The 21,521-nt window shown below is 74.4% G+C and carries 17 protein-coding genes, 1 tRNA gene and 1 pseudogene; 12 read left to right on the top strand and 7 right to left on the bottom strand.

Annotated elements, in window-relative coordinates; genetic code table 11:
- Nucleotides 1-67: 67 nt before the first annotated feature.
- From BKA22_RS20465 to BKA22_RS00395, 3 genes and pseudogenes are all read left to right on the top strand, one after another.
- Nucleotides 68-349 (top strand): annotated as a pseudogene (locus tag BKA22_RS20465) (DNA/RNA non-specific endonuclease); the annotation flags it as partial.
- 52 nt (nucleotides 350-401) lie between these two features.
- Nucleotides 402-1,247 (top strand): hypothetical protein, encoded by an 846-nt coding sequence (locus tag BKA22_RS00400; RefSeq protein ID WP_223203514.1) that lies wholly within the window; start codon nucleotides 402-404, stop codon nucleotides 1,245-1,247.
- Nucleotides 1,248-1,523: 276 nt separating this feature from the next.
- The gene (locus BKA22_RS00395) at nucleotides 1,524-1,991 is read left to right on the top strand and encodes a hypothetical protein (RefSeq protein ID WP_146952145.1); all 468 of its coding nucleotides are present in this window, start codon (nucleotides 1,524-1,526) and stop codon (nucleotides 1,989-1,991) included.
- Nucleotides 1,992-2,344: 353 nt separating this feature from the next.
- Here the strand turns inward: BKA22_RS00395 and BKA22_RS00390 are convergent.
- Nucleotides 2,345-2,417 (bottom strand) — tRNA-Arg (locus BKA22_RS00390).
- A 152-nt stretch (nucleotides 2,418-2,569) separates the two neighbouring features.
- Between BKA22_RS00390 and BKA22_RS00385 the strand changes: the two genes are divergently transcribed.
- The 7 genes from BKA22_RS00385 (at nucleotide 2,570) to BKA22_RS00355 (ending at nucleotide 12,529) form a co-directional block, all read left to right on the top strand.
- Nucleotides 2,570-4,327 (top strand): dynamin family protein, encoded by a 1,758-nt coding sequence (locus tag BKA22_RS00385; protein WP_146952146.1) that lies wholly within the window; start codon nucleotides 2,570-2,572, stop codon nucleotides 4,325-4,327.
- Nucleotides 4,324-5,829, top strand: coding sequence for a GTPase (locus tag BKA22_RS00380; protein ID WP_146952147.1), 1,506 nt, complete (start codon nucleotides 4,324-4,326; stop codon nucleotides 5,827-5,829). The genes BKA22_RS00385 and BKA22_RS00380 overlap by 4 nt, the downstream gene beginning before the upstream one ends.
- 133 nt (nucleotides 5,830-5,962) lie before the next feature.
- Nucleotides 5,963-6,511, top strand: a complete 549-nt coding sequence (locus tag BKA22_RS00375; protein ID WP_146952148.1) for a single-stranded DNA-binding protein — start codon at nucleotides 5,963-5,965, stop codon at nucleotides 6,509-6,511.
- Between the two features lie 124 nt (nucleotides 6,512-6,635).
- Nucleotides 6,636-8,318, top strand: a complete 1,683-nt coding sequence (ettA, locus tag BKA22_RS00370) for an energy-dependent translational throttle protein EttA (protein ID WP_146952149.1) — start codon at nucleotides 6,636-6,638, stop codon at nucleotides 8,316-8,318.
- 10 nt (nucleotides 8,319-8,328) lie between these two features.
- The gene (locus BKA22_RS00365) at nucleotides 8,329-10,305 is read left to right on the top strand and encodes a dynamin family protein (RefSeq protein WP_223203473.1); all 1,977 of its coding nucleotides are present in this window, start codon (nucleotides 8,329-8,331) and stop codon (nucleotides 10,303-10,305) included.
- Nucleotides 10,275-12,029 carry a GTPase gene (locus BKA22_RS00360; protein ID WP_223203474.1) on the top strand — a complete coding sequence of 585 codons (1,755 nt, stop codon included), beginning with the start codon at nucleotides 10,275-10,277 and terminating at the stop codon, nucleotides 12,027-12,029. The genes BKA22_RS00365 and BKA22_RS00360 overlap by 31 nt, the downstream gene beginning before the upstream one ends.
- On the top strand, nucleotides 12,026-12,529 hold the full coding sequence (locus BKA22_RS00355; protein WP_146952150.1) for an acyl-CoA thioesterase: 504 nt from the start codon (nucleotides 12,026-12,028) through the stop codon (nucleotides 12,527-12,529). Before BKA22_RS00360 ends, BKA22_RS00355 begins: the two co-directional genes overlap by 4 nt.
- Before the next feature lie 37 nt (nucleotides 12,530-12,566).
- Here BKA22_RS00355 and BKA22_RS00350 read toward each other — a convergent pair whose 3' ends face one another.
- The 4 genes from BKA22_RS00350 to ptsP all read right to left on the bottom strand — a co-directional run bounded on the left by BKA22_RS00350 (nucleotide 12,567) and on the right by ptsP (nucleotide 17,294).
- On the bottom strand, nucleotides 12,567-14,198 hold the full coding sequence (locus BKA22_RS00350) for an SDR family oxidoreductase (RefSeq protein WP_146952151.1): 1,632 nt from the start codon (nucleotides 14,196-14,198) through the stop codon (nucleotides 12,567-12,569).
- A 62-nt stretch (nucleotides 14,199-14,260) separates the two neighbouring features.
- Nucleotides 14,261-15,139, bottom strand: a complete 879-nt coding sequence (locus tag BKA22_RS00345) for an acyl-CoA thioesterase (protein ID WP_146952152.1) — start codon at nucleotides 15,137-15,139, stop codon at nucleotides 14,261-14,263.
- 7 nt (nucleotides 15,140-15,146) lie between these two features.
- On the bottom strand, nucleotides 15,147-15,530 hold the full coding sequence (locus BKA22_RS00340; RefSeq protein ID WP_146952153.1) for a globin: 384 nt from the start codon (nucleotides 15,528-15,530) through the stop codon (nucleotides 15,147-15,149).
- Nucleotides 15,531-15,578: 48 nt separating this feature from the next.
- A complete protein-coding gene (gene ptsP, locus BKA22_RS00335) occupies nucleotides 15,579-17,294 on the bottom strand; it encodes a phosphoenolpyruvate--protein phosphotransferase (protein ID WP_223203475.1) in 1,716 nt (571 codons plus the stop codon).
- Between the two features lie 128 nt (nucleotides 17,295-17,422).
- Between ptsP and BKA22_RS00330 the strand changes: the two genes are divergently transcribed.
- Both BKA22_RS00330 and BKA22_RS00325 read left to right on the top strand, forming a co-directional pair.
- Nucleotides 17,423-17,653: a PTS sugar transporter subunit IIB gene (locus tag BKA22_RS00330; RefSeq protein ID WP_146952155.1), complete on the top strand. Its 231-nt coding sequence runs from the start codon at nucleotides 17,423-17,425 to the stop codon at nucleotides 17,651-17,653.
- A gap of 15 nt (nucleotides 17,654-17,668) precedes the next feature.
- Entirely contained in the window at nucleotides 17,669-18,124 is a 456-nt protein-coding gene (locus BKA22_RS00325) for a PTS sugar transporter subunit IIA (protein ID WP_146952156.1), read from the top strand.
- 11 nt (nucleotides 18,125-18,135) lie between these two features.
- Here the strand turns inward: BKA22_RS00325 and BKA22_RS00320 are convergent, their stop codons facing one another.
- Complete coding sequence (locus BKA22_RS00320; RefSeq protein ID WP_146952157.1) at nucleotides 18,136-19,203, bottom strand: mechanosensitive ion channel family protein; 1,068 nt, start codon at nucleotides 19,201-19,203, stop codon at nucleotides 18,136-18,138.
- Nucleotides 19,200-21,440 carry a prolyl oligopeptidase family serine peptidase gene (locus BKA22_RS00315; RefSeq protein ID WP_146952158.1) on the bottom strand — a complete coding sequence of 747 codons (2,241 nt, stop codon included), beginning with the start codon at nucleotides 21,438-21,440 and terminating at the stop codon, nucleotides 19,200-19,202. Before BKA22_RS00315 ends, BKA22_RS00320 begins: the two co-directional genes overlap by 4 nt.
- Between the last annotated feature and the right edge of the window lie 81 nt (nucleotides 21,441-21,521).

The following is a 21,521-nucleotide window of genomic DNA, read 5'->3' as shown; positions in this document are numbered from 1 at the left end:
GCCGCTGCGGTGCCCCCGGGCGGGACTCGATGTCTCGCCCCGGGTTCAGTGGAGGCTCTCCACGCAGGTGATCGCCAAGGTCCACCGGAACCCTTGCCAGCAGCGCATGTCCGGCCGGGCGGACCGGATCGCTGGCGATCAGGGCGGACCTTTGATCGCTGCCCCCGGCGGTGGCCCCGGGGAAGGAATCAACCTCGTAGCGATGGCCAAGAACACCAACATCGGCAACGGCCGCTTCGGTGCGATGAAGGCCGACATCCGGTCGATCGCCGCCAACCAGCCCGATGCGACCCTCCGACTCGAGGTCGACCTCGAGTATCCGGGTACGTCAGTGCGGCCCGCTACGCTCACTGCACAGTACTTCGTGGACGGTGTTCCCAACGGACAGAGGCTTTCCTGCAGTGAGCGAGTCTCGTGCCACCGCCATGTCGCCAGAGTTCTACCAAACGATCGGCTCGCAGATCGCTGCCGTGGCCCCTGCTGGCTGGACGCACGTGGCGATCCGGTACTCACAGGTCGCCCACGTTGGACAACCGTCAGCCATCGCGGTGCTTCGCGACGGCACCCGGGTGCCGCTGCCACGGGTGCCGATCAAGGTCATTCACGCACTCCATCAACTGCGCACGGCCTCGTACCAGCCGGGAGCGGGGACCTGGTTCGACGCTGACGTGGACGTTTGCGCTGACGGACGCATCACAGCCGACTTCAACTACGACAACCCGCCGCGGGTCGAGTTCGACCCCAGCGCGTACGCCGCCGACCTGGAGAAGTTCCCGCGCGCCCCAGCGGTGACCCCGGCATGGCTGGCGGACATCGCTGCGGCGCCGACCGGATGGCACGGGGCCCGCTGGCAGTTCGACCTCATGCCGACCGATGCGAACAGCAGCGTGGACATGGTCATCGATGCCACGACCACCGCCGAGGCGCATGTGTGGGCGGTGGCGATTCGAGAACGCCTCCAGACCGGAGGCTATGCAGTTCACGCCCAGTTCGACCAGGGGGAGGATGGGCGCGGCAACGCGACAACATACGAGGCACTCGTCGTCGAGGTCGGCGGCGGTTACATGTCGATTGCGTTCTTCAGGGACCTGATTCTGTGGACAGTCGACGTGGCTGCCGATGACTGCGACGCTGAGACGTTCCAAGTCGCCGCCCGCGCCGCGCTCGCAGCGATCGAGGCCACGAGCAACTATGTGCTCCCAGCCCAGGCCGCCAGCGCTTACGAGCGGACGCTACTCGGCCGGTAGCCCGACCCGGTTCCCAACTGACGGTGGCTACCAGCCGTTCGCCGCCGATGGCACACTTCCGTCCTCTGGACGCTCCGAGTACTACGCAGCGGGCACCAAGAGCCTGTGGAACATCGCGTCAGTTGTCGCCGGCCAGCCCGGCAGCCTGGCTGACACGGGCGGAAGGAACCTCTGTTGGGTGACTCCGAGTCGCACGCGCGCGAGGACGCGTCCGGTGCGGTTGCGGCACCGCGCCCTCGCCGGCGGACGCCGTGGGTGGTCGGGGCGGGTGCAGTGGTGTTCGTCGTCGCCGGGTTCCTTGTCAACCACGCGACACAGACCCGCCAGGCCGAAGACGCCGCCGAACCAACAGCATGGGACGCCCGCGAGGAACTCGAGGCGGTGATCGTCCAGACCGCCGAGGCGATCGATCTGCACGTGGCACCGGAGGTGGGTATCGACAGCGCCCAGGCGTGCGAACGCCGCGACGGGAGGATCGGTGTCTTCTACTCACTGGCCGCCATCAAGTCCGACGACGAGCTACCCGACACCGATGCTGCTCTGCAGACGATCTCGTCGCTGTGGACCGGCCTGGGCTACACCGGGAGCGACGGCGTGGCCGCCGGCGCGCTCGCGCTATCCGCGCGGACGCCCACGGGTGCCGTCCTGACGACCATCGCTGGGCCGGGTGGGATCTCCATCACCGGAGAGACGCACTGTGCACTCGTCGACGGCCGACCTGGATCGAGCACGCAGAGCCCCTGAGGCGGATGCTGGGGGGCCCGGCGGTGGCGCCTCCTCGTGGGTGGTCACCGGTCGGATGCGGGGCATGGAACCCGATCCCAACATCGCACCTGACGGCACCCTGGCACCCTGCGCCACGTCCACCTGACCCTCTCCGAGAGCGAGGCGCGCGGACTCGCCGGGCTGCTCGAGCAGGCCGTTCGAGACGCCGACGTCGACGACACCGGGGTGGGTGACGCGCTCGACGCTTCGGGTCGGCTCCTCGACGCGCTCGATGCGGGGGTGCGGGCACCCGTCACGTTCGGCCTGCCCGAGCACGACGTCATCCGACTGCCGCGAACGGGGATCGTGCTCTGCGGGCCGGCTTGCGTGGGCGCCCCCGGCAGGACTCGAACCTGCAACCGACGGATTAGAAGGCCGTTGCTCTATCCGTTGAGCTACGGGGGCCGGACGTGCGTCGACCAGCGTAGTCGTGACGGACGGGACCCCGGGCGGGTCCGTCCGGAGGGGTGCAGCGGTGCCCGGATCGTCCCTCGGTGACCGTTCACCCGCGTGTCACCCGCGTGGCGCGTTTGGCCTGGTCAGATCGCGCCCCGACAATGGACCCTGTGAGTGCGCAGGCAGACCCGCAGTCCGCGCCATCGGCGCGCCCTGCGTCGTCGGCCCACGAGGCCCTCGCGCGCGACGTCCTGGCCCGCCCGTTGGCGGCGCAGTCGCTGCTCGACGCGGTCCGTGACCTGCACCGCGATGTCGCCGCGACCACGTTCCCGCTGGACCTGTCGGACACCGAGGCGGCTGCGGCGTCCCGTGCTCGTCTCGTCGACCAGCTCGCCGAGCACCTCGTGCCGCGGCTGACCGAGCTGTCGGCGCCCGCGGTCGTGGTCGTGTCCGGCTCGACGGGTGCGGGCAAGTCGACGCTGGTCAACTCCCTGGTCGGCCGTGAGGTGAGCGCCGCGGGCGTGCTGCGGCCCACCACGCGTCGTCCGGTCCTGGTGCACAACCCGCTCGACGTCGAGCTGCTCTCGCACCACCCCGTGCTGGAGTCCGTCGAGGTCGTCGCGGACGAGAGCGTCCCGCGGGGCATCGCGCTGCTCGACGCGCCCGACCTGGACTCGGTGCTGGAGTCCAACCGCCTCTCGGCGCACCGGCTGCTGGAGGCCGCCGACCTGTGGCTGTTCGTCACGACCGCGGCGCGCTACGGCGACGCGCTGCCGTGGCAGGTGCTGCAGGCGGCCGTCGACCGCGGCACGTCGATCGCCATGGTGCTCAACCGGGTGCCGCCGGCCTCGTTGCCGACCGTGCGCGGCGACCTGCTCGAACGGCTGCGCGGGCACGGGCTGCAGGGCTCGCCGCTGTTCGTGGTGCCGGACGTCGGGCCGCACGAGGGGTTGCTCGCCTCGGCCGTCGTCGCGCCCATCCAGCGCTGGCTGCAGATGCTCGCCGGTCCCGACCGTGCCCGCACGGTCATCGGGCGCACGCTTCGCGGGTCCTTGTCCGCGCTGCGCCCGTGGGTCGACGAGCTGGCCGAGGCCGTCCAGCACCAGGCCGACGCGGCAGGTCGGATCGCCGACGCGCTCGACGACGCGCTCGTCGAGCCGACGGCTCAGGCGGTGGCCTCGGTGCGCGGGGGTGCGGTGGCCGACGGCGCCGTGCGCGCCCGCTGGGCCGAGCTGACCACACCCGGTGCTGCCTTCGCGGGCATCCCGCGGCCGTCGGGTCGGCTGCGTGGCTCGGCCCGTGCCGGTCGGGCGCGGGCCGTCGCGGTCGAGCCGCTGCTGGCCGACCTCGCCCGTGCCGTGACCTCGGCGATGGGTGCAGCCGGGACGCACACGGAGCGTGTGCTGCGCGCGCGGCTGGTCGGTCCCGGTGCCCCTGAGGGCGGAGCCTCGGTCGACGCCGCCTGGCCCAGCGGGGACAGCGTGCAGGTCCGCACGACCGCTGCCGAGCAGACGGCGCGCGCCTGGGTCGCGCAGGGCCCTCGCGCGGTGCGGGCGGCGCTCGCCGTGCCCCCGCCCACGACCACGCCCGAGGGCGACGTGCGTCGCGGTCGTGACGTCACGCGTGAGGCGCGCAGGCGCGCCAAGGCGGAGAAGATCCTCACCACCGAGGGCCTCGCGGCGATCGCCCTGGCTGGTGCCGCGGGCGTCGTGCCCGCCCGTGAGCTGCTCGCGGACGTGCTCGGGGCGGCCGGTTCCCAGGCGGTCGAGGAGCTGTCGTCCGAGCTGGTCGACCGAGTCGAGGCGCAGGTGGCGCTCGAACGGGCGCAGGCGGGCGCAGCGTTGGACGACCCGGACCTCGCCGACGACGCGGCCTCGCGGCTGCGGCTGCGGCTGGCCGTCCTGAAGGGACTCACGTGAGCACTGCTGAGCCGGTTCCGGTCGCCCGTGGCGCGTTGCACGGTGACGAGACGCTCGAGCTGGCGCACCGTGTGGTCGCGCTCGACGAAGCCCTCGTCATCGGGGCCGAGCGTCTCGAGCCCGCGGTCGTGGCACGCGTCGCGCGCTCGATCGACGGGGTGCGCGAGCGCATCGAGCTGGGTGTCGACCAGACGGTCGTCGCTCTCGTCGGGGGGACGGGCTCGGGCAAGTCCAGCCTGTTCAACGCCGTGTGCGGGCTCGACTTCGCCGACGTCGGCGTCAAGCGTCCGACGACCTCGCAGATCACGGCGTGCGTGTGGGGCGAGGACGGCGACCCGCTGCTCGACTGGCTGACCGTCGCCGAGGACCGCCGCATCGTGCGCGAGAGCCTGCTCGACGGTGACACCGAGGCGCCCCTGCGCGGCCTGGTGCTTCTCGACCTGCCCGACCACGACTCGATCGAGCCGGCGCACCGCGAGGTGGTCGACCGGTTGCTGCCGCAGGCCGACCTGCTCGTGTGGGTCGTCGACCCGCAGAAGTACGCCGACGACGCGCTGCACACCGGCTACCTGCAGCGGCTCGTCGGGCACGAGGCCGCGATGGTCGTCGTGCTGAACCAGGTCGACACCGTGCCGCCGGACGTGCGCGGCGACCTCGCGGACGACGTGGCGCGGCTGCTCGTCGAGGACGGGCTCACCGGGGTGGATGTGCGGCCGATCTCGACCGTGACGGGGGAGGGCGTCGCCGAGCTGCGGGACCTGCTCTCCGCCGTCGTTCGCACGCGTTCGCTCGCGGCCAAGCGTGCCGGGGCCGAGGTCAACGACGCCGCCGCGCTCGTGGCCGCGCAGGTCGGACTGCGCGAGCCGTCGCCGACGGCCCTCGCGGTGGGTGACGTCGTGGAGACGTTGGCGAGCGCCGCGGGCCTGCGGGCTGTGGCGGACGCCGTCGCGGCCGTCGTTCGTGGCGGTTCCCGGACCGTGCCGGCCTTCGGCGCGGTGCAGTCCGACGCCGTGGACCTCGCTCGTGCCGCGTGGCTCGCGGCTGTGACCCCCGGCCTTCCGCGGCGATGGTCGCGGGACGTCGCCGAGCGGGTGGCGACCCCTGCCGAGCTGCGGCTGGCCGTCGCGGACTCGCTCGCGGGGGTCGGCGTCGCGGCACGGCGTTCAGGCTGGGCGGCCACCGTGACGGTGCTGGCCGTGATCGCGCTGGGCGCGGGCGCGCTGCTGGCCTCGGTCGCCGTGGGTTCACGGTTCGGCGGTGGCGAGCCGGCCAACGGCTGGACGACCGCAGGTGCGATCGCCCTGGTCGTCCTGGGTGTGGTGCTGCTGGTCGTCGCCGGTGCCGTGCGGCGGGCGGCGGCCCGACGCCGGGCCTCCGGGGTGCTGCGGGCCGGGCGTTCGGCGCTCGAGCACGTGGCGGTGGTGCGGCTCGTCGAGCCCACGCAGGTCGTGCTCGCCGAGCACCGGCGCGTGCGCGAGCTGGCCGCCTCCGCCATCCGCTGAGCCACCCCCAGCCCCGGTCGGCGCCTGCGGGCTCTCCTGGGCGGGTCCGGTCGCGAACGGGACCGGACCCGACGTCGCGAGTCTGGCGCGACCCGCCCCGCACACCGCGAGGCCCGCGCCCTCGGAGGCACCCATGAGCACGCACTCCCTCGACCTGACGCTCGTCGGCTGGATCGCGACCCCCGTCCGGCACTACCCGGGCACCGACGGCGGCACGCCGTACACCTCGTTCCGCATGGCCAGCACCCGGCGCTGGTTCGACCGCGAGTCCGGTCTCTGGAAGGACGGCCGCACCGAGTGGTTCACCGTCAAGGCCTTCCGGGGCACCGCGCTCAACGCCGCGACCTCGCTGCGCAAGGGCGACCCGGTGCTGGTGCACGGCCGGATCGCCACCGAGGACTGGACGGGTGCCGACGGCCCCCGCACCACGCTCGTCATCGAGGCGGCCGCCATCGGCCACGACCTGACGTACGGCAGCGCGCAGTTCATGCGGACCGTGCACACCGGCGGGCAGGGTGACGCGGCGGGGGAGCAGACCGCCGCGATCGAGCCCGGCGACGAGCAGGAGCCGGGCCTCGACCCCGTGGACGTCTCGGCGCTCATGGCCCTCGACGACGTCGACCTGGTCGGCACGCTCGTGGCTGTCGAGGAGGAGGAGCGCGACCTGGCGCTGGCCAGGTGATCGCCTAGGCTGGGGGACCGGCACACCCGACGACGCAGCAGGTCGGCCCGCGACGCGCACACCTCGACGCCGGCCGACCTGCCACGTCCCCCCACCACCGAGCAGGCAGGCGGACACAGAGCCAGTGGCTGAGTTCATCTACTCCATGTACAAGGCGCGCAAGGCGCACGGCGACAAGGTCATCCTCGACGACGTCTCCCTCAACTTCCTCCCCGGCGCCAAGATCGGCGTCGTCGGCCCCAACGGAGCCGGCAAGTCGACGATCCTGAAGATCATGGCCGGGCTCGACCAGCCCTCCAACGGCGAGGCCCGGCTCAGCCCCGGCTACACCGTCGGCATCCTGCAGCAGGAGCCGCCGCTCAACGAGGACAAGACCGTGCTGGGCAACGTCCAGGAGGGCGTCGCCGAGATCCACGGCAAGCTCGACCGGTACAACGAGATCTCGGCCCTCATGGCCGAGCCGGACGCCGACTTCGACGCGCTGCTCGCCGAGATGGGCCAGCTGCAGGAGGCCATCGACGCGGCCGACGCCTGGGACCTGGACGCCCAGCTCGAGCAGGCCATGGACGCGCTGCGCTGCCCGCCGGCCGACGCCGACGTGTCCGTCCTGTCCGGTGGTGAGCGCCGCCGCGTGGCGCTGTGCAAGCTGCTGCTGGAGAAGCCCGACCTGCTGCTGCTCGACGAGCCCACCAACCACCTGGACGCCGAGTCGGTGCTCTGGCTCGAGCAGCACCTGCAGCAGTACCCCGGTGCGATCCTCGCCGTCACCCACGACCGGTACTTCCTCGACCACGTCGCCGAGTGGATCTGCGAGGTCGACCGCGGCCGCCTGTACCCCTACGAGGGCAACTACTCCACCTACCTGGAGAAGAAGGGCGCCCGCCTGGAGGTCCAGGGCAAGAAGGACGCCAAGCTCGCCAAGCGCCTCGCCGAGGAGCTCGCCTGGGTGCGCTCGAACGCCAAGGGCCGCCAGACGAAGTCCAAGTCGCGTCTGGCCCGCTACGAGGAGATGGCCGCCGAGGCGGACCGCACGAGGAAGCTCGACTTCGAGGAGATCCAGATCCCGCCGGGCCCGCGCCTGGGATCGGTCGTCCTCGAGGCCACGAAGCTGGAGAAGGGCTTCGACGACCGCAAGCTCATCGACGGTCTGAGCTTCACGCTGCCGCGCAACGGCATCGTCGGCGTCATCGGCCCCAACGGCGTCGGCAAGACGACCCTCTTCAAGACGATCGTCGGCCTGGAGCCCTTGGACGCCGGCGAGCTCAAGGTCGGCGAGACCGTGTCGATCTCGTACGTCGACCAGGGCCGCGGCGGCATCGACCCGAAGAAGACCCTGTGGGAGGTCGTCTCCGACGGGCTCGACTTCATCAAGGTCGGCAACGTCGAGATGCCCTCGCGCGCGTACGTCGCCGCGTTCGGGTTCAAGGGTCCCGACCAGCAGAAGCCCGCAGGCGTGCTGTCCGGCGGTGAGCGCAACCGGCTGAACCTGGCCCTCACGCTCAAGCAGGGCGGCAACCTGCTGCTGCTCGACGAGCCCACCAACGACCTCGACGTCGAGACGCTCGGCTCGCTCGAGAACGCGCTGCTGGAGTTCCCCGGCTGCGCCGTGGTCGTCTCGCACGACCGGTGGTTCCTGGACAGGGTGGCCACGCACATCCTGGCCTACGAGGGCACCGAGGAGGACCCGGCCGCCTGGTACTGGTTCGAGGGCAACTTCGCCTCCTACGAGGAGAACAAGGTCTCGCGCCTCGGCGCCGACGCCGCCCGTCCGCACCGGGTCACCTACCGCAAGCTGCGCCGGGACTGACGGTCCGGCCGTGAGCACGCACGCCTCGGCGGGAGCGGACCCGTCCGCCCTCGCCGAGGCGTTGCTCGACCTGCGTGCCCACCTGGGCCAGGTCGCCCTCCCGCTCGACGTCGCCGGTGCCCAGGAGGCCCGTGCGACGCGGGCCGCGGTGCTGCAGCAGCTCGACGACCAGCTGCTGCCGAGGCTGCGCTCGTCGGGTGCGCCCCTGCTCGCCGTGCTCGGTGGGTCCACGGGCGCGGGCAAGTCGACGCTGGTGAACTCCCTGCTCGGCCGGCAGGTCACCTCGGCCGGCGTGCTGCGGCCCACCACGCGATGGCCCGTGCTCGTGCACCACCCCGACGACGCCGGGTGGTTCTCCACCGAGCGCATCCTGCCCGGGCTCGCACGGGTGCGGGACGCCGCGTCCGGGAACCCGACCCTCGACGGCGCCGACACCTCTGACCAGGAGGCCGGCACCGCCGGTCGGAGCGGGGTGGAGGTCAGTCACCCCGCGGGGTTGCGCCTCGTCGCCGCCGAGGCGTTGTGGCCCGGTCTCGCCCTGCTGGACGCGCCCGACATCGACTCGGTCGTCGAGGAGAACCGTGCGCTCGCGGTCCAGCTGCTCGGCGCCGCCGACCTCTGGCTGTTCGTGACGACCGCAGCCCGGTATGCCGACGCCGTGCCCTGGGACCTGCTCGCCGAGGCCGCCCGTCGCTCCGTCGCCCTGGCGATCGTGCTCGACCGGGTCGACCCAGGTGCGCAGGAGCCCGTGCGCGCGCACCTGCGCGCCATGCTCGACGCGCACGGGCTGGCCGACGTGCCGGTCCTGCTGGTCCCCGAGGCGCCGCTGGTCGACGGGCTCCTGCCGGCGGTCGCGGTCGCACCCGTCGCACGGTGGCTGACCACGCTCGGGGCGGACGCCGGTGCCCGGGCCGCCGCGATCGGCCAGACGCGCGACGGGCTCCTCGAGGACGTCGTCCGGCGCGCGGGCCACGTCGCCGAGGCGGCCGACGCGCAGCGATCGAGCCGGGACCGGCTCCGGGCGCAGGTGGACCACGCCTTCTCCGCCGCCCTCGCGGACGTCGCCCGGGCGACGTCGGACGGCACGTTGCTGCGCGGCGAGGTGCTGGCCCGCTGGCAGGAGCTGGTCGGCACCGGCGAGCTGTTCCGTTCGTTGGAACGTCAGGTCTCCCGGCTGCGCGACCGGCTCGTCGCCGCGCTGCGTGGCCGGCCCCCGGCTGTCCCGGCGCTCCAGGAGGCGATCGGGCACGACCTCGACGTCCTCGTCGTCGACGCGCTGTCGACGGCCGCCGAGCAGGTGGCCTCGTCGTGGCGCGCCGACGAGGCAGGGGCCGGGCTGCTGGACGAGGTCGGCCCCGGCGACCGCGCCCGGCTGCGGGCCGACGTGGCGGCCGAGGTGCGGGCCTGGCAGGACGACGTGCTGGCGCTGGTGGTCGACGAGGGCGCGGGCCGGCGCACGGCGGCTCGTGCCTTCTCGCTCGGTGTCAACGGGCTCGGTGCGGCGCTCATGCTCGCCGTGTTCGCCTCGACGGGCGGTCTGACGGGTGCCGAGGTGGGCATCGCGGGCGGCGCGGCGGTCCTGGCCCAGCGCGTGCTCGAGGCGGTCTTCGGCGACGACGCGGTCCGCCGCCTGACCCGGACCGCGCAGGAGAGGCTCACCACCCGGTTGGGCACGGTGGCGGACCGGGAGTCGGCGCGGTTCGTCGTGCCGCTCGATGCGCTCGGCCTGGGCGCCGACGACGCGCGCGGGGTGCGGGACGCGGTGCAGCGTGTCGCGGCCGCCCCGCGGCCGCCCGTGACGGCTGGTGCGCCGGACGACGACCAGCGGCGGGTGGGGACGGCGTCGGTCGGCCGGTTGCGCGGCGCGGACCTCTTGCCCGGGGAGCCGGGAGCAGGGGGCATCGAACCGACCGGCGACGTCGGGCAGTCGACCGGTGCGCGCCGGTCGTGGCGCTGGTGGCGTCGCCGATCGCGGGACGAGCGGTGACGCGCGGGGTGCGCAGCGGTGACCTCGCCGACCGGGTGGACGCCCTGGAGCAGGCCGCGGCGGCCGGTGACGGTCGGCTGCCCTCCGCGCTCGTGGTCGACCTGACCGCGACGGTGGCGCGCGTGCGCGAGCGGTTGGCGCTCGCACCGGAGCGCACCGTGGTCGCCCTGGCCGGGGCCACCGGCTCCGGCAAGTCGTCCCTCGCCAACGCCCTGACCGGGACGGACGTCGCGCAGGAGGGGCTGCTGCGCCCGACGACGGCCGAGCCGGTCGCGGCCGTCTGGCCAGGAGCCGGACCGGACGACGGCACCGGCGCGGCCGAGGCGCACGCGTTGCTCGACTGGCTCGACGTGCGTGCGCGGGTCGAGGTCGCGTCCGGCGGGCTGCCCGGTCTGGTCCTGCTCGACCTGCCGGACCACGACTCAGTGGAGTCCGCGCACCGCGCCGTGGCCGAGCGGCTGTACGCGCGCGCCGACCTCATCGTGTGGGTGCTCGACCCGCAGAAGTACGCCGACGCGGTCCTGCACACGCGGTACCTGCGCCCGCTGGCCGGGCACGCCGCGGTCATGGTGCTCGTGCTCAACCACGCCGACCGCCTCTCCGAGGGTGATGTCGCGGCCTGCGTGGCCGACGTGCGGAGGCTCGCGGTCGAGGACGGTCTGGGCGCGGTGCCGGTGCTCGCGGTCAGCGCCCGGACGGGAGCCGGGGTGGACGAGCTGCGGGCACTGCTCGGGCAGGCCGCCGCGCGTCGCCGCGCTGCCGTCGCCCGCCTCGAGGCCGACGTCGCGGCGGGCGGCCGACGCGTGCAGGACGCGGTCCCTGCACCAGCCCGCACCGCCCGCCGCACGCCGCCCGACCTCGGTGAGCTCGTCGGCGCGTGCGAGGTGGCGGCCGGGGTGCCGCTCGTCGTCGAGGCGGTGCGGGGCTCTGCCGCGCGTGCGGGACGGGCCGCCACCGGGTGGCCGCCGCTGCGCTGGGTGCACCGGTGGCGGGCCGACCCGCTGCGGCGGCTGCACCTGCGCGCCGGGACGCCGCGCGAGGCGACGACCACGCGCACCGGGCTGCATGTGCCGCTCCCTGCTCCTCCTCGGCCCGGGTCGACGCCGGACGCGCAGGCCCGCGCGGGAGCGGTGCAGGCCGCCGGTGGTCCCGTCACTCGGGCACGCGTCTCGGAAGCGGTGCGCACGTACGTCCGTGCCGCGCTCGAGGGTGCCCCGCCGGCGTGGGCCGACGCGGCACGCGCGGCCGCGCCCGTCGACGCCCTGCCCGACGCGCTCGACCAGGCGGTGGCGGCCACGACGCTGCTGCCGGACCGCGCACCGCGGTGGTGGCGGGTGGCCGCCGTCCTGCACGGCGCGCTGCTCGCGGCGGCCGCCGTCGGTCTGCTCTGGCTTGGCCTGCTCGCCGTGCTGGCCTACCTGCGCCTGCCCGAGCCGTCGACGCCTCGGTGGGGCGGGCTGCCCGTGCCGACCGCGCTGGCACTCGGCGGCCTCCTCGCGGGTGTCCTGCTCGCGCTGCTGGCCTCGCTGCTCGTCGGCTGGGGTGCCCGACGCCGCGCCGCGGCCGCCGGCCGTCGCCTGCGTGCCGCGGTCCGTGCCGTCGCGAACGAGCGCGTCGTCGACCCGGTGGCCGCCGAGCTCGACCGTTGGACGCTGTGCCGGACGTCCGCCGACCGGGCAGCCGGCGCTGCCCACCGATCCCACGACCCGGAAGGGGCCCGATGACCAGGCTCGAGGTGCCGGTGCAGCTGCGCTGGTCCGACATGGACGCCTACGCGCACGTCAACAACGTCGAGATGCTGCGCCTGCTCGAGGAGGCGCGCATCGAGGTGTTCTGGAGCCACCCGCCGACGCCGGACGGGTCGGTGCGCCACTGGCCGACTGCCGTCATCGACGCCGCTCCGGGGGCTCCGCTGTCGACGCTGGTGGCCCGGCAGGAGATCGAGTACCTGCGCCCGCTGGCGTACCGCCGTCGGCCGGTCGTCATCGAGATGTGGTTGGGCCACCTCGGCGGGGCGAGCCTCGACGTCTGCTACGAGGTGCGCGACCTGCCGCCGGCCGACCCCGCGAGCGTGATCTACGCCAAGGCCGTCACGACCCTGGTCATCGTGGACGCGGTCACCGGTGCGCCGCAACGCATCGACGAGGAGGTGCGGGCTGCGTGGGCGCCCTACGTCGAGGAGCCGGTGCGGATGCGTCGCCGGGGTTCGCGCACCGACGCCTGACCCGGCCGGGTCGGGCGCCGTCGGCCCGCCACCAGGGTCAGCGCCCTGCGGCCGGACGGTCGGTCCTGGCCCGTTCGGCGGTGCGCGCCGCCCGGGCGATGTTGCGCTGCATGCCGCCGAAGACCAGGCCGTGGAACGGCGAGACCGCCCACCAGTACAGGTGACCGGCCAGGCCGTGCGGGTGGAAGAGCGCGCGCTGGGCGAAGACCGCGGGAGGGTCCGTCCAGGCGCCGGACCCGGGTTCGACCGACAGCTCCAGCCACGCCAGCCCGGGTAGCCGCATCTCCGCGCGCAGGCGGAGCAGCCGACCGGGCACGACCTCCTCGACGCGCCAGAAGTCGACCGCGTCGTCGACGAGCAGCCGGTGCGGGTCCCGGCGTCCGCGGCGCAGCCCGGGACCGCCGACGAGCCGGTCGGCCAGGCCGCGCGCCCACCACGCCAGCGGCCAGGAGTACCAGCCGTGCTCCCCGCCGACCGACTCGACGACGCGCCACAGCGCGGCGGGGGAGGCCTCGACCTGCACCCGCCGGGTGTCGACGTACAGCGAGCCGCCGGCCCAGTCCGGGTCGGTCGGCAGCGGGTCGCTCGGTGCTCCCGGCACGGCGGCGGACGACCACCGGGTCGTCACCGCGGCCTCGTGCACGCGTTGCAGGGCGAGCCGCACCGCCAGGTCGAACCCGACGAGCCCGCCGGGCGGGTCGGGTACGAGGGCGGCGATGTCGTGCTCGTCGCACACGACCTCGTGCACGAGCGACTCGACGAGCGGGCGGGCGAGTCCGGCGGGCACGGGGGTCACGAGCGAGACCCACAGGCTGGACAACCGGGGCGTGAGCACCCCGACCCCGACGATCACCCGTCGGCGCAGGCCCGCGACGGCGGCGTACCGCTGCATCATCTGCCGGTAGGTGAGGACCTCGGGCCCGCCGATGTCGAACCCGCGGTTCACCTCGGTGGGCATGGCGGCCGAGCCGACCAGGTACCGCAGGACGTCGCGCACGGCGATCGGCTGGATGCGGTTGTCGACCCAGCGGGGCACGGTCATCGCGGGCAGCCGCTCGGTGAGGTAGCGCATCATCTCGAACGAGGCGGACCCGGACCCGAGCACCACGGCCGCGCGCAGCACGGTGGTCGGCACGCCCGAGGCGAGCAGGATCTCGCCGACCTCGGCGCGCGAGGCCAGGTGCCGGGACAGCTCCTCGCCCGCCGGGGCGAGACCGCCCAGGTAGACGATGCGGCGCACCCCGGCCTCGCGGGCGGCGCGGGCGAACACCCGGGCGGTGTGCCGGTCGCGGGCCTCGAACGAGCGACCGGTGCCCAGGGAGTGGATGAGGTAGTAGGCGATGTCGGCGCCGGTGAGCGCCGCACGGATCTCGTCGAGCTCGGCGGCGTCGGCGCGGGCCGTCTCGACGTCGTCGTGCCAGGGTCGTGCGCGCAGCCGCTCCGGCCGCCGGGCGACGGCCCGCACGCGGTACCCGGCGGCGAGCAGCTCGGGCACGAGTCGTCCGCCGATGTACCCGGTGACGCCGGTGACCGCCACCAGCGGCGCGTCGGTCCGCGGACGGCCGTCGGGGCCGAGGCCAGGGACGAGGCCCGAGAGCGACCCCGCGACGGGTGCCGGGTCGAGCACCGGGCCGACACGGCCCGGGTCGGTCCGTGCGGCGGGCGTCATCCTCGCAGTCTGCGGGTCGGGCCGCAGGGTCGCACCCGGGGCCGATCCGTCCAGCGGGCCGGTCAGTCCAGCGGGACCCGGACCATGCCCTCCTGGGCGATCGAGGCGACCAGGCTGCCGTCCTGCCGGAAGACGCGCGCGGCGCCGAGCCCGCGACCGCCGTGCGCGTTCGGCGTCGACTGCACGTACAGGAGCCACTCGTCGACCCGGACGTCCCGGTGCCACCACATCGCGTGGTCGAGGCTGGCGATCGACAGCCCGGGCGTGGACCACGAGCGACCGGAGCGCCGCAGGATCGGCTCGAGCATCACCTGGTCGCACGCGAAGGCGAGCATCGCCCGGTGCAGCATCGGGTCGTCGGGCAGGGGCCCGCGCGAGCGCATCCAGATCATCTGGCGGCCGCCGAGCTCGCGCTCGTGGTGCGGGTCGGGCCTCAGGTAGATCGGGGGTCCGACGTGCCGCAGGTCGAAGGCGACCTCGTCGACCCAGAACTTGGCCACCGGGTGGTCGACCTGGGCGAACAGCTCGAATGCCGAGGTGAGCTCCTCGGGGCCGGGCACCCCGCGCGGCATCGGCTCGTCGTAGTCGAGCCCGGGCTGCTCCTCCTGGAAGGAGGCGATCATCGACAGGATCGGCACCCCGCCCTGCAGCGCGTGCGTGCGGCGGGCGGTGAACGAGCGGCCGTCGCGCAGCCGCTCGACGGCGAACGTGATCGGCTCGCGGTCGTCGCCCGCGCGCAGGAAGTAGCCGTGCATCGAGTGCGGGAGCCGGCCCTCGGGCACGGTCCGCCCCGCGGCGAGCAGCGACTGGGCGATCACCTGCCCGCCGAACACGCGACCGTTGGGTCGCGGCAGGCTCGGTCCGGTGAACTGGTCCGGATCGGCAGGGTCGGCCACCAGGTCGAGCGCGGCCAGCGTGGTGGCGATGGGGTCCGTGGTCATCGCGTCCTCACTCGTCGAACGTGTTGAGCAGGGAGTGGGCGGCGCGCTCCAGGTAGTCCCACAGCTGGGCGCGGTGCAGGGGGGCCAGGTCGAGCTCGTCGACCGCGGACCGCATGTGGGTCAGCCACCGGTCGCGTGCGTCCGGGTTGACCTTGTAGGGCGCGTGCCGCATGCGCAGGCGGGGGTGACCGCGCTCCTCGGAGTAGGTCGTCGGGCCGCCCCAGTACTGCTCGAGGAACGCCGTCAGGCGGGCAGCCGCCGGGCCGAGGTCGTCCTCGGGGTACATCGCCCGCAGCACCGGGTCGTCGGCCACCCCGCGGTAGAACGCCTCGACGAGCCGCACGAACGTGTCGTGCCCGCCGACGGTGTCGTAGAAGGAGTCCGATCTCATCGGCACATCCTCACACGGGCGTTCCTGGCGCCCGGGAAGGTCGGTCCGTCACAGGTCGAGCTCGGCGAGCACGGGCAGCTCACGGCGCACCGCGGCGCGCGCGTCGGCCGCCCGGGCCGAGGCCAGGGCCAGCTGGGCGAGCCGACGGCACTCCTGCGAGCTGGTGGCCGCGAGCACGGCCGCCACGTCGGGCAGGGCGCGCGGGGTCATCGACAACGAGGCGACGCCGAGCCCGACGAGCACGCAGGCCAACGCCGGGTCGGCTGCCGCCTCGCCGCACACGCCGACCGGTCGGCCCTGCTGGGCGGCCCCGGCGCAGGTCGCGGCGATGAGCGCCAGCACGGCGGGCTGCCACGGGTCCGAGAGCGCGGCGACGGCCCCCAGCAGCCGGTCGGCGGCCATCGTGTACTGGGTCAGGTCGTTGGTGCCGATGCTCGCGAAGGTCGCGTGCGCGAGGATCGGGCCGGCCAGCAGCGCGGCGCTCGGCACCTCGACCATGACGCCCGCCTGCGTGAGCCCGTGCCGTGCGCACGCGGCGACGAACTCCTCGGCCTCGTCGACCGTGGAGACCATCGGCGCCATGACCCACACGTCGGCCTGCTCGGCGGTGGCGGCGCGTGCGATCGCCGTGAGCTGGTCCTCGAGCACCTCGGGGTGCGTGACGGCGGTCCGCAGCCCGCGCACGCCCAGCGCGGGGTTGGCCTCGTCGCGGTCGGTGACGAACGGCAGCGGCTTGTCGGCGCCGGCGTCGAGCGTGCGCACCACGACCTTGCGGCCGGCGAACGCGGCGAGCACCTGCCGGTACATCGCGACCTGCTCGTCGACGCCGGGGGCCTCGGTGCGACCGAGGAAGCCGAACTCCGTGCGGAACAGCCCGACGCCCTGCGCCCCGGACGCGGCCGCCGCCGCGGCCTCCGAGGGGTCGCCGACGTTGGCGAGCAGGTCCACGTGCACGCCGTCGGACGTCCGGCCGGTGCCGTCGAAGGTCCGTGCCCGGGCGGCGCGCGATCGTGCGGCCGCGACCTGGGCCTCGTCCGGTTCGATCGTCACCGTGCCGGCGGCACCGTCGACGAGGAGCACGGTGCCCGCCGTGACGACGCCCTCGGCGCCGTGCGCGGCCACGACCGCCGGGATGCCGCGGGAGCGGGCCAGGATCGCCGTGTGCGAGGTGGGCCCGCCGCCGATGGTCACGATCGCGAGCACGGAGGCCGGGTCGAGGGTCGCGGTCAGCGCGGGTGCGAGGTCCTCGGCGAGCAGCACGTAGGGCACGTCGGACTCGGGCAGACCCGGCGCGGGCCGTCCGGTCAGGTCGGCGACGAGCCGGTCGCGCACGTCGGCGATGTCACGCGTGCGTTCGGCGAAGTAGCCGCCCAGCGCCTCGAACTGCCGGGCGACCTCCTCGGCGGCCTCCCACACGGCCCGCTCGGGCACCAGGTGCTCGCGCAGGACCCGGTCGACAGCGTCCGCGACCAGGCTCGGGTCGGCCGCGATCGCGGCCGTCGCATGGAGCAGGTCCCGGGCGTCGCTCTCGGTGACGCGTTCGGCCGCCGCGTCCAGCGACTCGCGCACGCGGGCCGACGCCGCAGTGATCGCGTCGACCGCCGCCTGCTGGTCGTCCCCGGGTGCCAGGCGCCTGCCGGACGGGGGTTCGGCGACAGGGTCCGGCATGAGCACCGCCGGTCCGACGACACGACCGGGGCTGACCCCGATACCGCTGATGAGCGTGCCCGCAGGGGCGCTCACGTGCGAGGTGTGCGTGCTCACGTGCGATGACCTCCTCGTCGTCGCACGCAGTCTCGTCCCTCCGGGCGCTGCGGCGCCAGCCGGGACGCAGCGCGTTAGGCTGGACGTCGCGCGTCGCCCGGTGACGCCTGGAGAACTGGGGAGTTCCATTGAGCAAGGCAGAGCAGATCCTCGCTGCGCTGGGCGGGGACGCCAACGTCGTCGACCTCGAGCCGTGCATCACGCGGCTGCGGGTCGAGGTCGGTGACGCCCAGCTCGTCGACGAGGCTGCGCTCAAGGCGAGCGGCGCGTTCGGCGTGGTCCGCTCCGGGCGCATCGTCCAGGTCATCGTCGGCCCCGAGGCCGACAACCTCGCCGCCGAGCTCGACTCCCTGCGCTGAGACCGGCCGCGCGCCGTGCAGCTGCTGAGCCCCGTCCCGGGTGTGGTCCGCGCGGTCGCCGACGTCCCTGACCCGGTCTTCGCCCAGGAGATCGTCGGCCCGGGTCTCGCGGTGGAGCCGTCGCGCACCCAGACGCAGGACGTGGTCGCACCGGCCGACGGTGTCGTGGGGGCGCTGCACCCGCACGCGTTCGCGCTCGAGCTGGGTGACGGACGCACGGTCCTCGTGCACCTCGGGATCGACACGGTCGCGCTGCGCGGCTCGGGGTTCACGCTGCACGTCGAGGCCGGTCAGCACGTGCGTGCCGGCCAACGGGTGCTCACCTGGTCGCCGCTCGACGTGGGGCTGGCCGGCCTGTCCACGCTGTGCCCGGTCGTCGCGCTGCAGGCCGACCCGTCCGCGGTGCGCCCGCTGGTCGCCCCCGGCGCGAGCGTCGCCGCGGGCGAGGCGCTGCTCGACTGGGTCGACTGAGGCGGGTCCGCTCAGCGGTCGTCGGGAGCCGCGCCCTGGGTGCCGGGCACCGGCGCGTCATCGTCCGGGGCCGAGGCCTGGCGTCCCGCGCGCAGCGCCGTGAGCCGGTCGAGCTGACCGGCCAGCGGGATGTCCGCCGACTCCAGCGCGGCACGGGCCTGCACCCGCAGCGCCCGGGCGACCTCCCACTGCATCGAGGGCGCCGTGCGGACCGACAGGCGCAGCGTGACCGCCTCGGACGTGAGCTTCTCGATGCTGGTGATCGTCGGCTCGCCGTCGAGGTACGTGCCCACGACCGGGTCGTCGGCCACCTTGGAGGCCGCCTCCGTCAGCAGCGAGCGGACCTCGTCGAGATCCGCGAAGTAGTCCACGTCGATCTCGACGACGGCCTTCGCCCAGCCCTGCGTCTTGTTGCCGACGCGCAGCATCGTGCCGTTGGGCACGTACCAGAGCGTCCCGTCGCCGTCGCGGATCTTCGTGACGCGCAGCGCGACCGCCTCCACGGTGCCGGACGCCGGGCCGACGTCGATCACGTCGCCCACGCCGTACTGGTCCTCGAGCAGCATGAACAGCCCGGACAGGAAGTCCTTGACCAGGCTCTGCGCACCGAAACCGATCGCGACGCCGAGCACCCCGGCCGAGGCGAGGAACGGCGCCACGTTCACGCCGAGCGTGTCGAGCACGAGGATCGCCACGGTCCCGCCCACGAGCAGGGTCGCCCCCGAGCGCAGGACCGAGCCGATCGTGCGTGCGCGCTGGGCGCGACGGGCGTTGGCGAGCGGGTTCGCAGCCTTGAGCAGGGCGGAAGCCATCTCGGACTCGCCGAGCGGGCGCAGCGGTCCGCGATCGAGCAGCGAGGAGCCGTCGGCGATGTGCTCGGTCACCTTGCGGATCACCCGTCGCAGGACGGCGAGGCTGATCGCGCCGATGACGACGATGAGGAAGATCCGCAACGGCACGCCGAGCAACCAGTCCCAGCTCTTGGCCGCGGCCTCGGTGACGTCGCCCAGCGGGTCGGACGTCGCCGAGGCGGAGGGCGAGGGCTCGGCGAGGCGCACGGACGCGACCAGCGAGCTCATCGGACGCCCTCGGCGGGTCCGTCGACCAGGGCGGCGTCACGGCCGGTGAGCCCTGTCCGGTCGGCGACGAACTGCAGCTGCTCGACCGTCAGCCCGATCGTGCGCGACAGCGCCCGGCCGCCGTGGCCGACCCCGGTCTCCCGGCGCACGAGCACGGGTCGGTCCTCGACGGGCGAGGAGGTGGCGGCCTGCAGTGCGGCGGCGAGCTTGCGGGCGTGCAGCGGGTCGACCCGGGTGTCGCCCTCGAAGACCGTGAACAGCGTGGCCGGGTAGGCGGTGCCGTCGACGACCCGGTGGTACGGCGAGTACCCGAGCAGCCAGTCGAGCTCCTCGGCGGTGCCCGCGTCCCCGTACTCCTCGGTCCAGGTGACGCCCAGGCCGAAGCGCTGGTACCGGACCATGTCCAGGAGCGGGGCCGAGCACACGACCGCCGCGAACAGGTCCGGCCGCTGGGTCAGGGCCGCGCCCACCAGCAGGCCGCCGTTCGACCCGCCCCAGCACGCCAGCCGGTCCGGCGTCGTCCACCCGGTCGCGACCAGGTGCTCGGCCACGGCGTGGAAGTCGTCGAACACGTGCTGCTTGTGGGCGCGCATGCCGTCGCGGTGCCACGACTCGCCCTCTTCGCCACCCCCGCGCAGGTTCGCCACGACGTGCACGCCGCCGGCCTCGACCCACGCGAGGGTGCTCGCCGAGTAGGCGGGGTCGAGGGAGATCTGGAAGCCGCCGTAGCCGTAGAGCACGGTCGGGGCCGGCGCGGTCGGGTTGGCCTCGGCGTCGAGCGCGTCGCGGCGGGCGACGACGAAGGCACGCACGGTCGTGCCGTCCGCGCTGGTGACCTCGATCTGCCGCACGACGACGTCGGGCAGGTCCGCCAGCGCTCCGGGGGGTGCGGCCCACAGCGAGGTCGTGCCGGTCGTGGTGTCGAGCCGGTGCACGGTCGGCACCGTGACGTGGTCGGTGTAGGAGAACCAGACGTCCGTGCCTCCGTCGGGGCGGGTGACCAGCCCGGAGATCGAGCCCAGCCCGGGAAGCACCACGGTGCCGTCCGCCCCGGCGAGGCGGGCGCCCGTCGACGGGTCGTGCACCGAGACCTCGCTGACGGCGTGCCGCCGCCACGAGGCCAGCAGGCGCACGGGCGTGCTGTCCGCGCCGCCGCCGTCGGTGAACGCGACGTCCTCGAGCACGGCCTCCGGGTCCTCGGCGAGCAGCGTGCGCCAGTGCTCGACGCCCGGCCGTGTCGGGTCGGTGACGACGAGCCGCCCCCGCGGGGCGTCGAGGTTCGTGTGCACGTACAGCCGGCCGTCCCGGCCGACCCACGCGCCGACCTCGGCGTCCAGGCCGACCGCGACCGGGACGAAGCGCGGAGCCGTCGTGGCACCCGGCTCCGACAGGTCGGCGATCCACACGTCGGTGCGCGGTGCGGTGCCCGCCGAAGCCGAGACGATCAGCCAGCGGCCGTCGCGCGAGACCGACACCCCGTAGTAGTTCGTCATGTCCAGGCCCGCACCGAAGACCTCGACGTCCTCGGCGGCGTCGGTGCCGACCCGGTGCAGCCACACGCGCCTGTGGTACTGCCGCTCGTCCTCGGGCAGCAGCTCGGGCGCCAACCGGCGCACGTAGTACAGCGCCGCCCCACCCGGCACCCAGGCGACGGGGGAGTACCGCGCACGGTCGACGGGCCCGTCGACGGCCTCACCGCTCGACACGTCGAGCACGTGCAGGACCGACTCCTCGGTCCCGCCGCTGGAGACCTGGTACGCGAGCAGGTCACCCTCCTTGGAGGGCTGCCAGGCGTCGAGCGTCGTCGTGCCGGCCGGGTCGATCGCCACGGGGTCGACCAGGACCCGCTCGACCGGGGTGCCGTCCGGACCGGGCTCGACGACGACCACCACCGCGTGCTCCTGCTCGCCCGTGCGGCGTGCGAAGAACTGCCGCTGCCCGCGCCACGCCGGCGCACCGACGAACCCGGCACCGAGCAGGTCCTTCAGGCGCGCGGTCAACGTGCCCGTCACGAACGGCCCGTCGCCCGCGTCCTCCCAGCGCTCGCGGTAACGGGCGTAGAGCGCGTCCTGCGCGGCCGACCACTGCTCCGTCTCGGGGTCGGCGGGGTCCTCCAGCCAGCGGTACGGGTCGGCGACCGGGCGAGCATGCAGGTGCTCGACCAGGTCGGTGCGGCGGGCCGGCGGGTAGTGCGCGGGGAGGGCCGCGGACGTGGTGCGCGTGGTCTCGGCGGTCATGGTCCGCAAGGCTACGACGTGCAGCCGTGCGGGGGTCGTGCCGTCTGCGCGAGGCAGCCGCCCGATCGTCGGGCCATGCCC

It is taken from the genome of Cellulomonas soli, assembly GCF_013409305.1.
Classification (GTDB): Bacteria; Actinomycetota; Actinomycetes; order Actinomycetales; family Cellulomonadaceae; genus Cellulomonas; species Cellulomonas soli.
This window is presented reverse-complemented; position numbering and strand designations above follow the sequence as displayed.

Coding starts and splice junctions, on each gene's coding strand:
- BKA22_RS00385 (WP_146952146.1), top strand. CDS start 2,570: ATGGACCCTGTGAGTGCGCAGGCAGACCCGCAGTCCGCGCCATCGGCG.
- BKA22_RS00375 (WP_146952148.1), top strand. CDS start 5,963: ATGAGCACGCACTCCCTCGACCTGACGCTCGTCGGCTGGATCGCGACC.
- BKA22_RS00355 (WP_146952150.1), top strand. CDS start 12,026: ATGACCAGGCTCGAGGTGCCGGTGCAGCTGCGCTGGTCCGACATGGAC.
- BKA22_RS00350 (WP_146952151.1), bottom strand. CDS start 14,198: ATGACGCCCGCCGCACGGACCGACCCGGGCCGTGTCGGCCCGGTGCTC.
- BKA22_RS00345 (WP_146952152.1), bottom strand. CDS start 15,139: ATGACCACGGACCCCATCGCCACCACGCTGGCCGCGCTCGACCTGGTG.
- BKA22_RS00340 (WP_146952153.1), bottom strand. CDS start 15,530: ATGAGATCGGACTCCTTCTACGACACCGTCGGCGGGCACGACACGTTC.
- BKA22_RS00320 (WP_146952157.1), bottom strand. CDS start 19,203: ATGAGCTCGCTGGTCGCGTCCGTGCGCCTCGCCGAGCCCTCGCCCTCC.
- BKA22_RS00315 (WP_146952158.1), bottom strand. CDS start 21,440: ATGACCGCCGAGACCACGCGCACCACGTCCGCGGCCCTCCCCGCGCAC.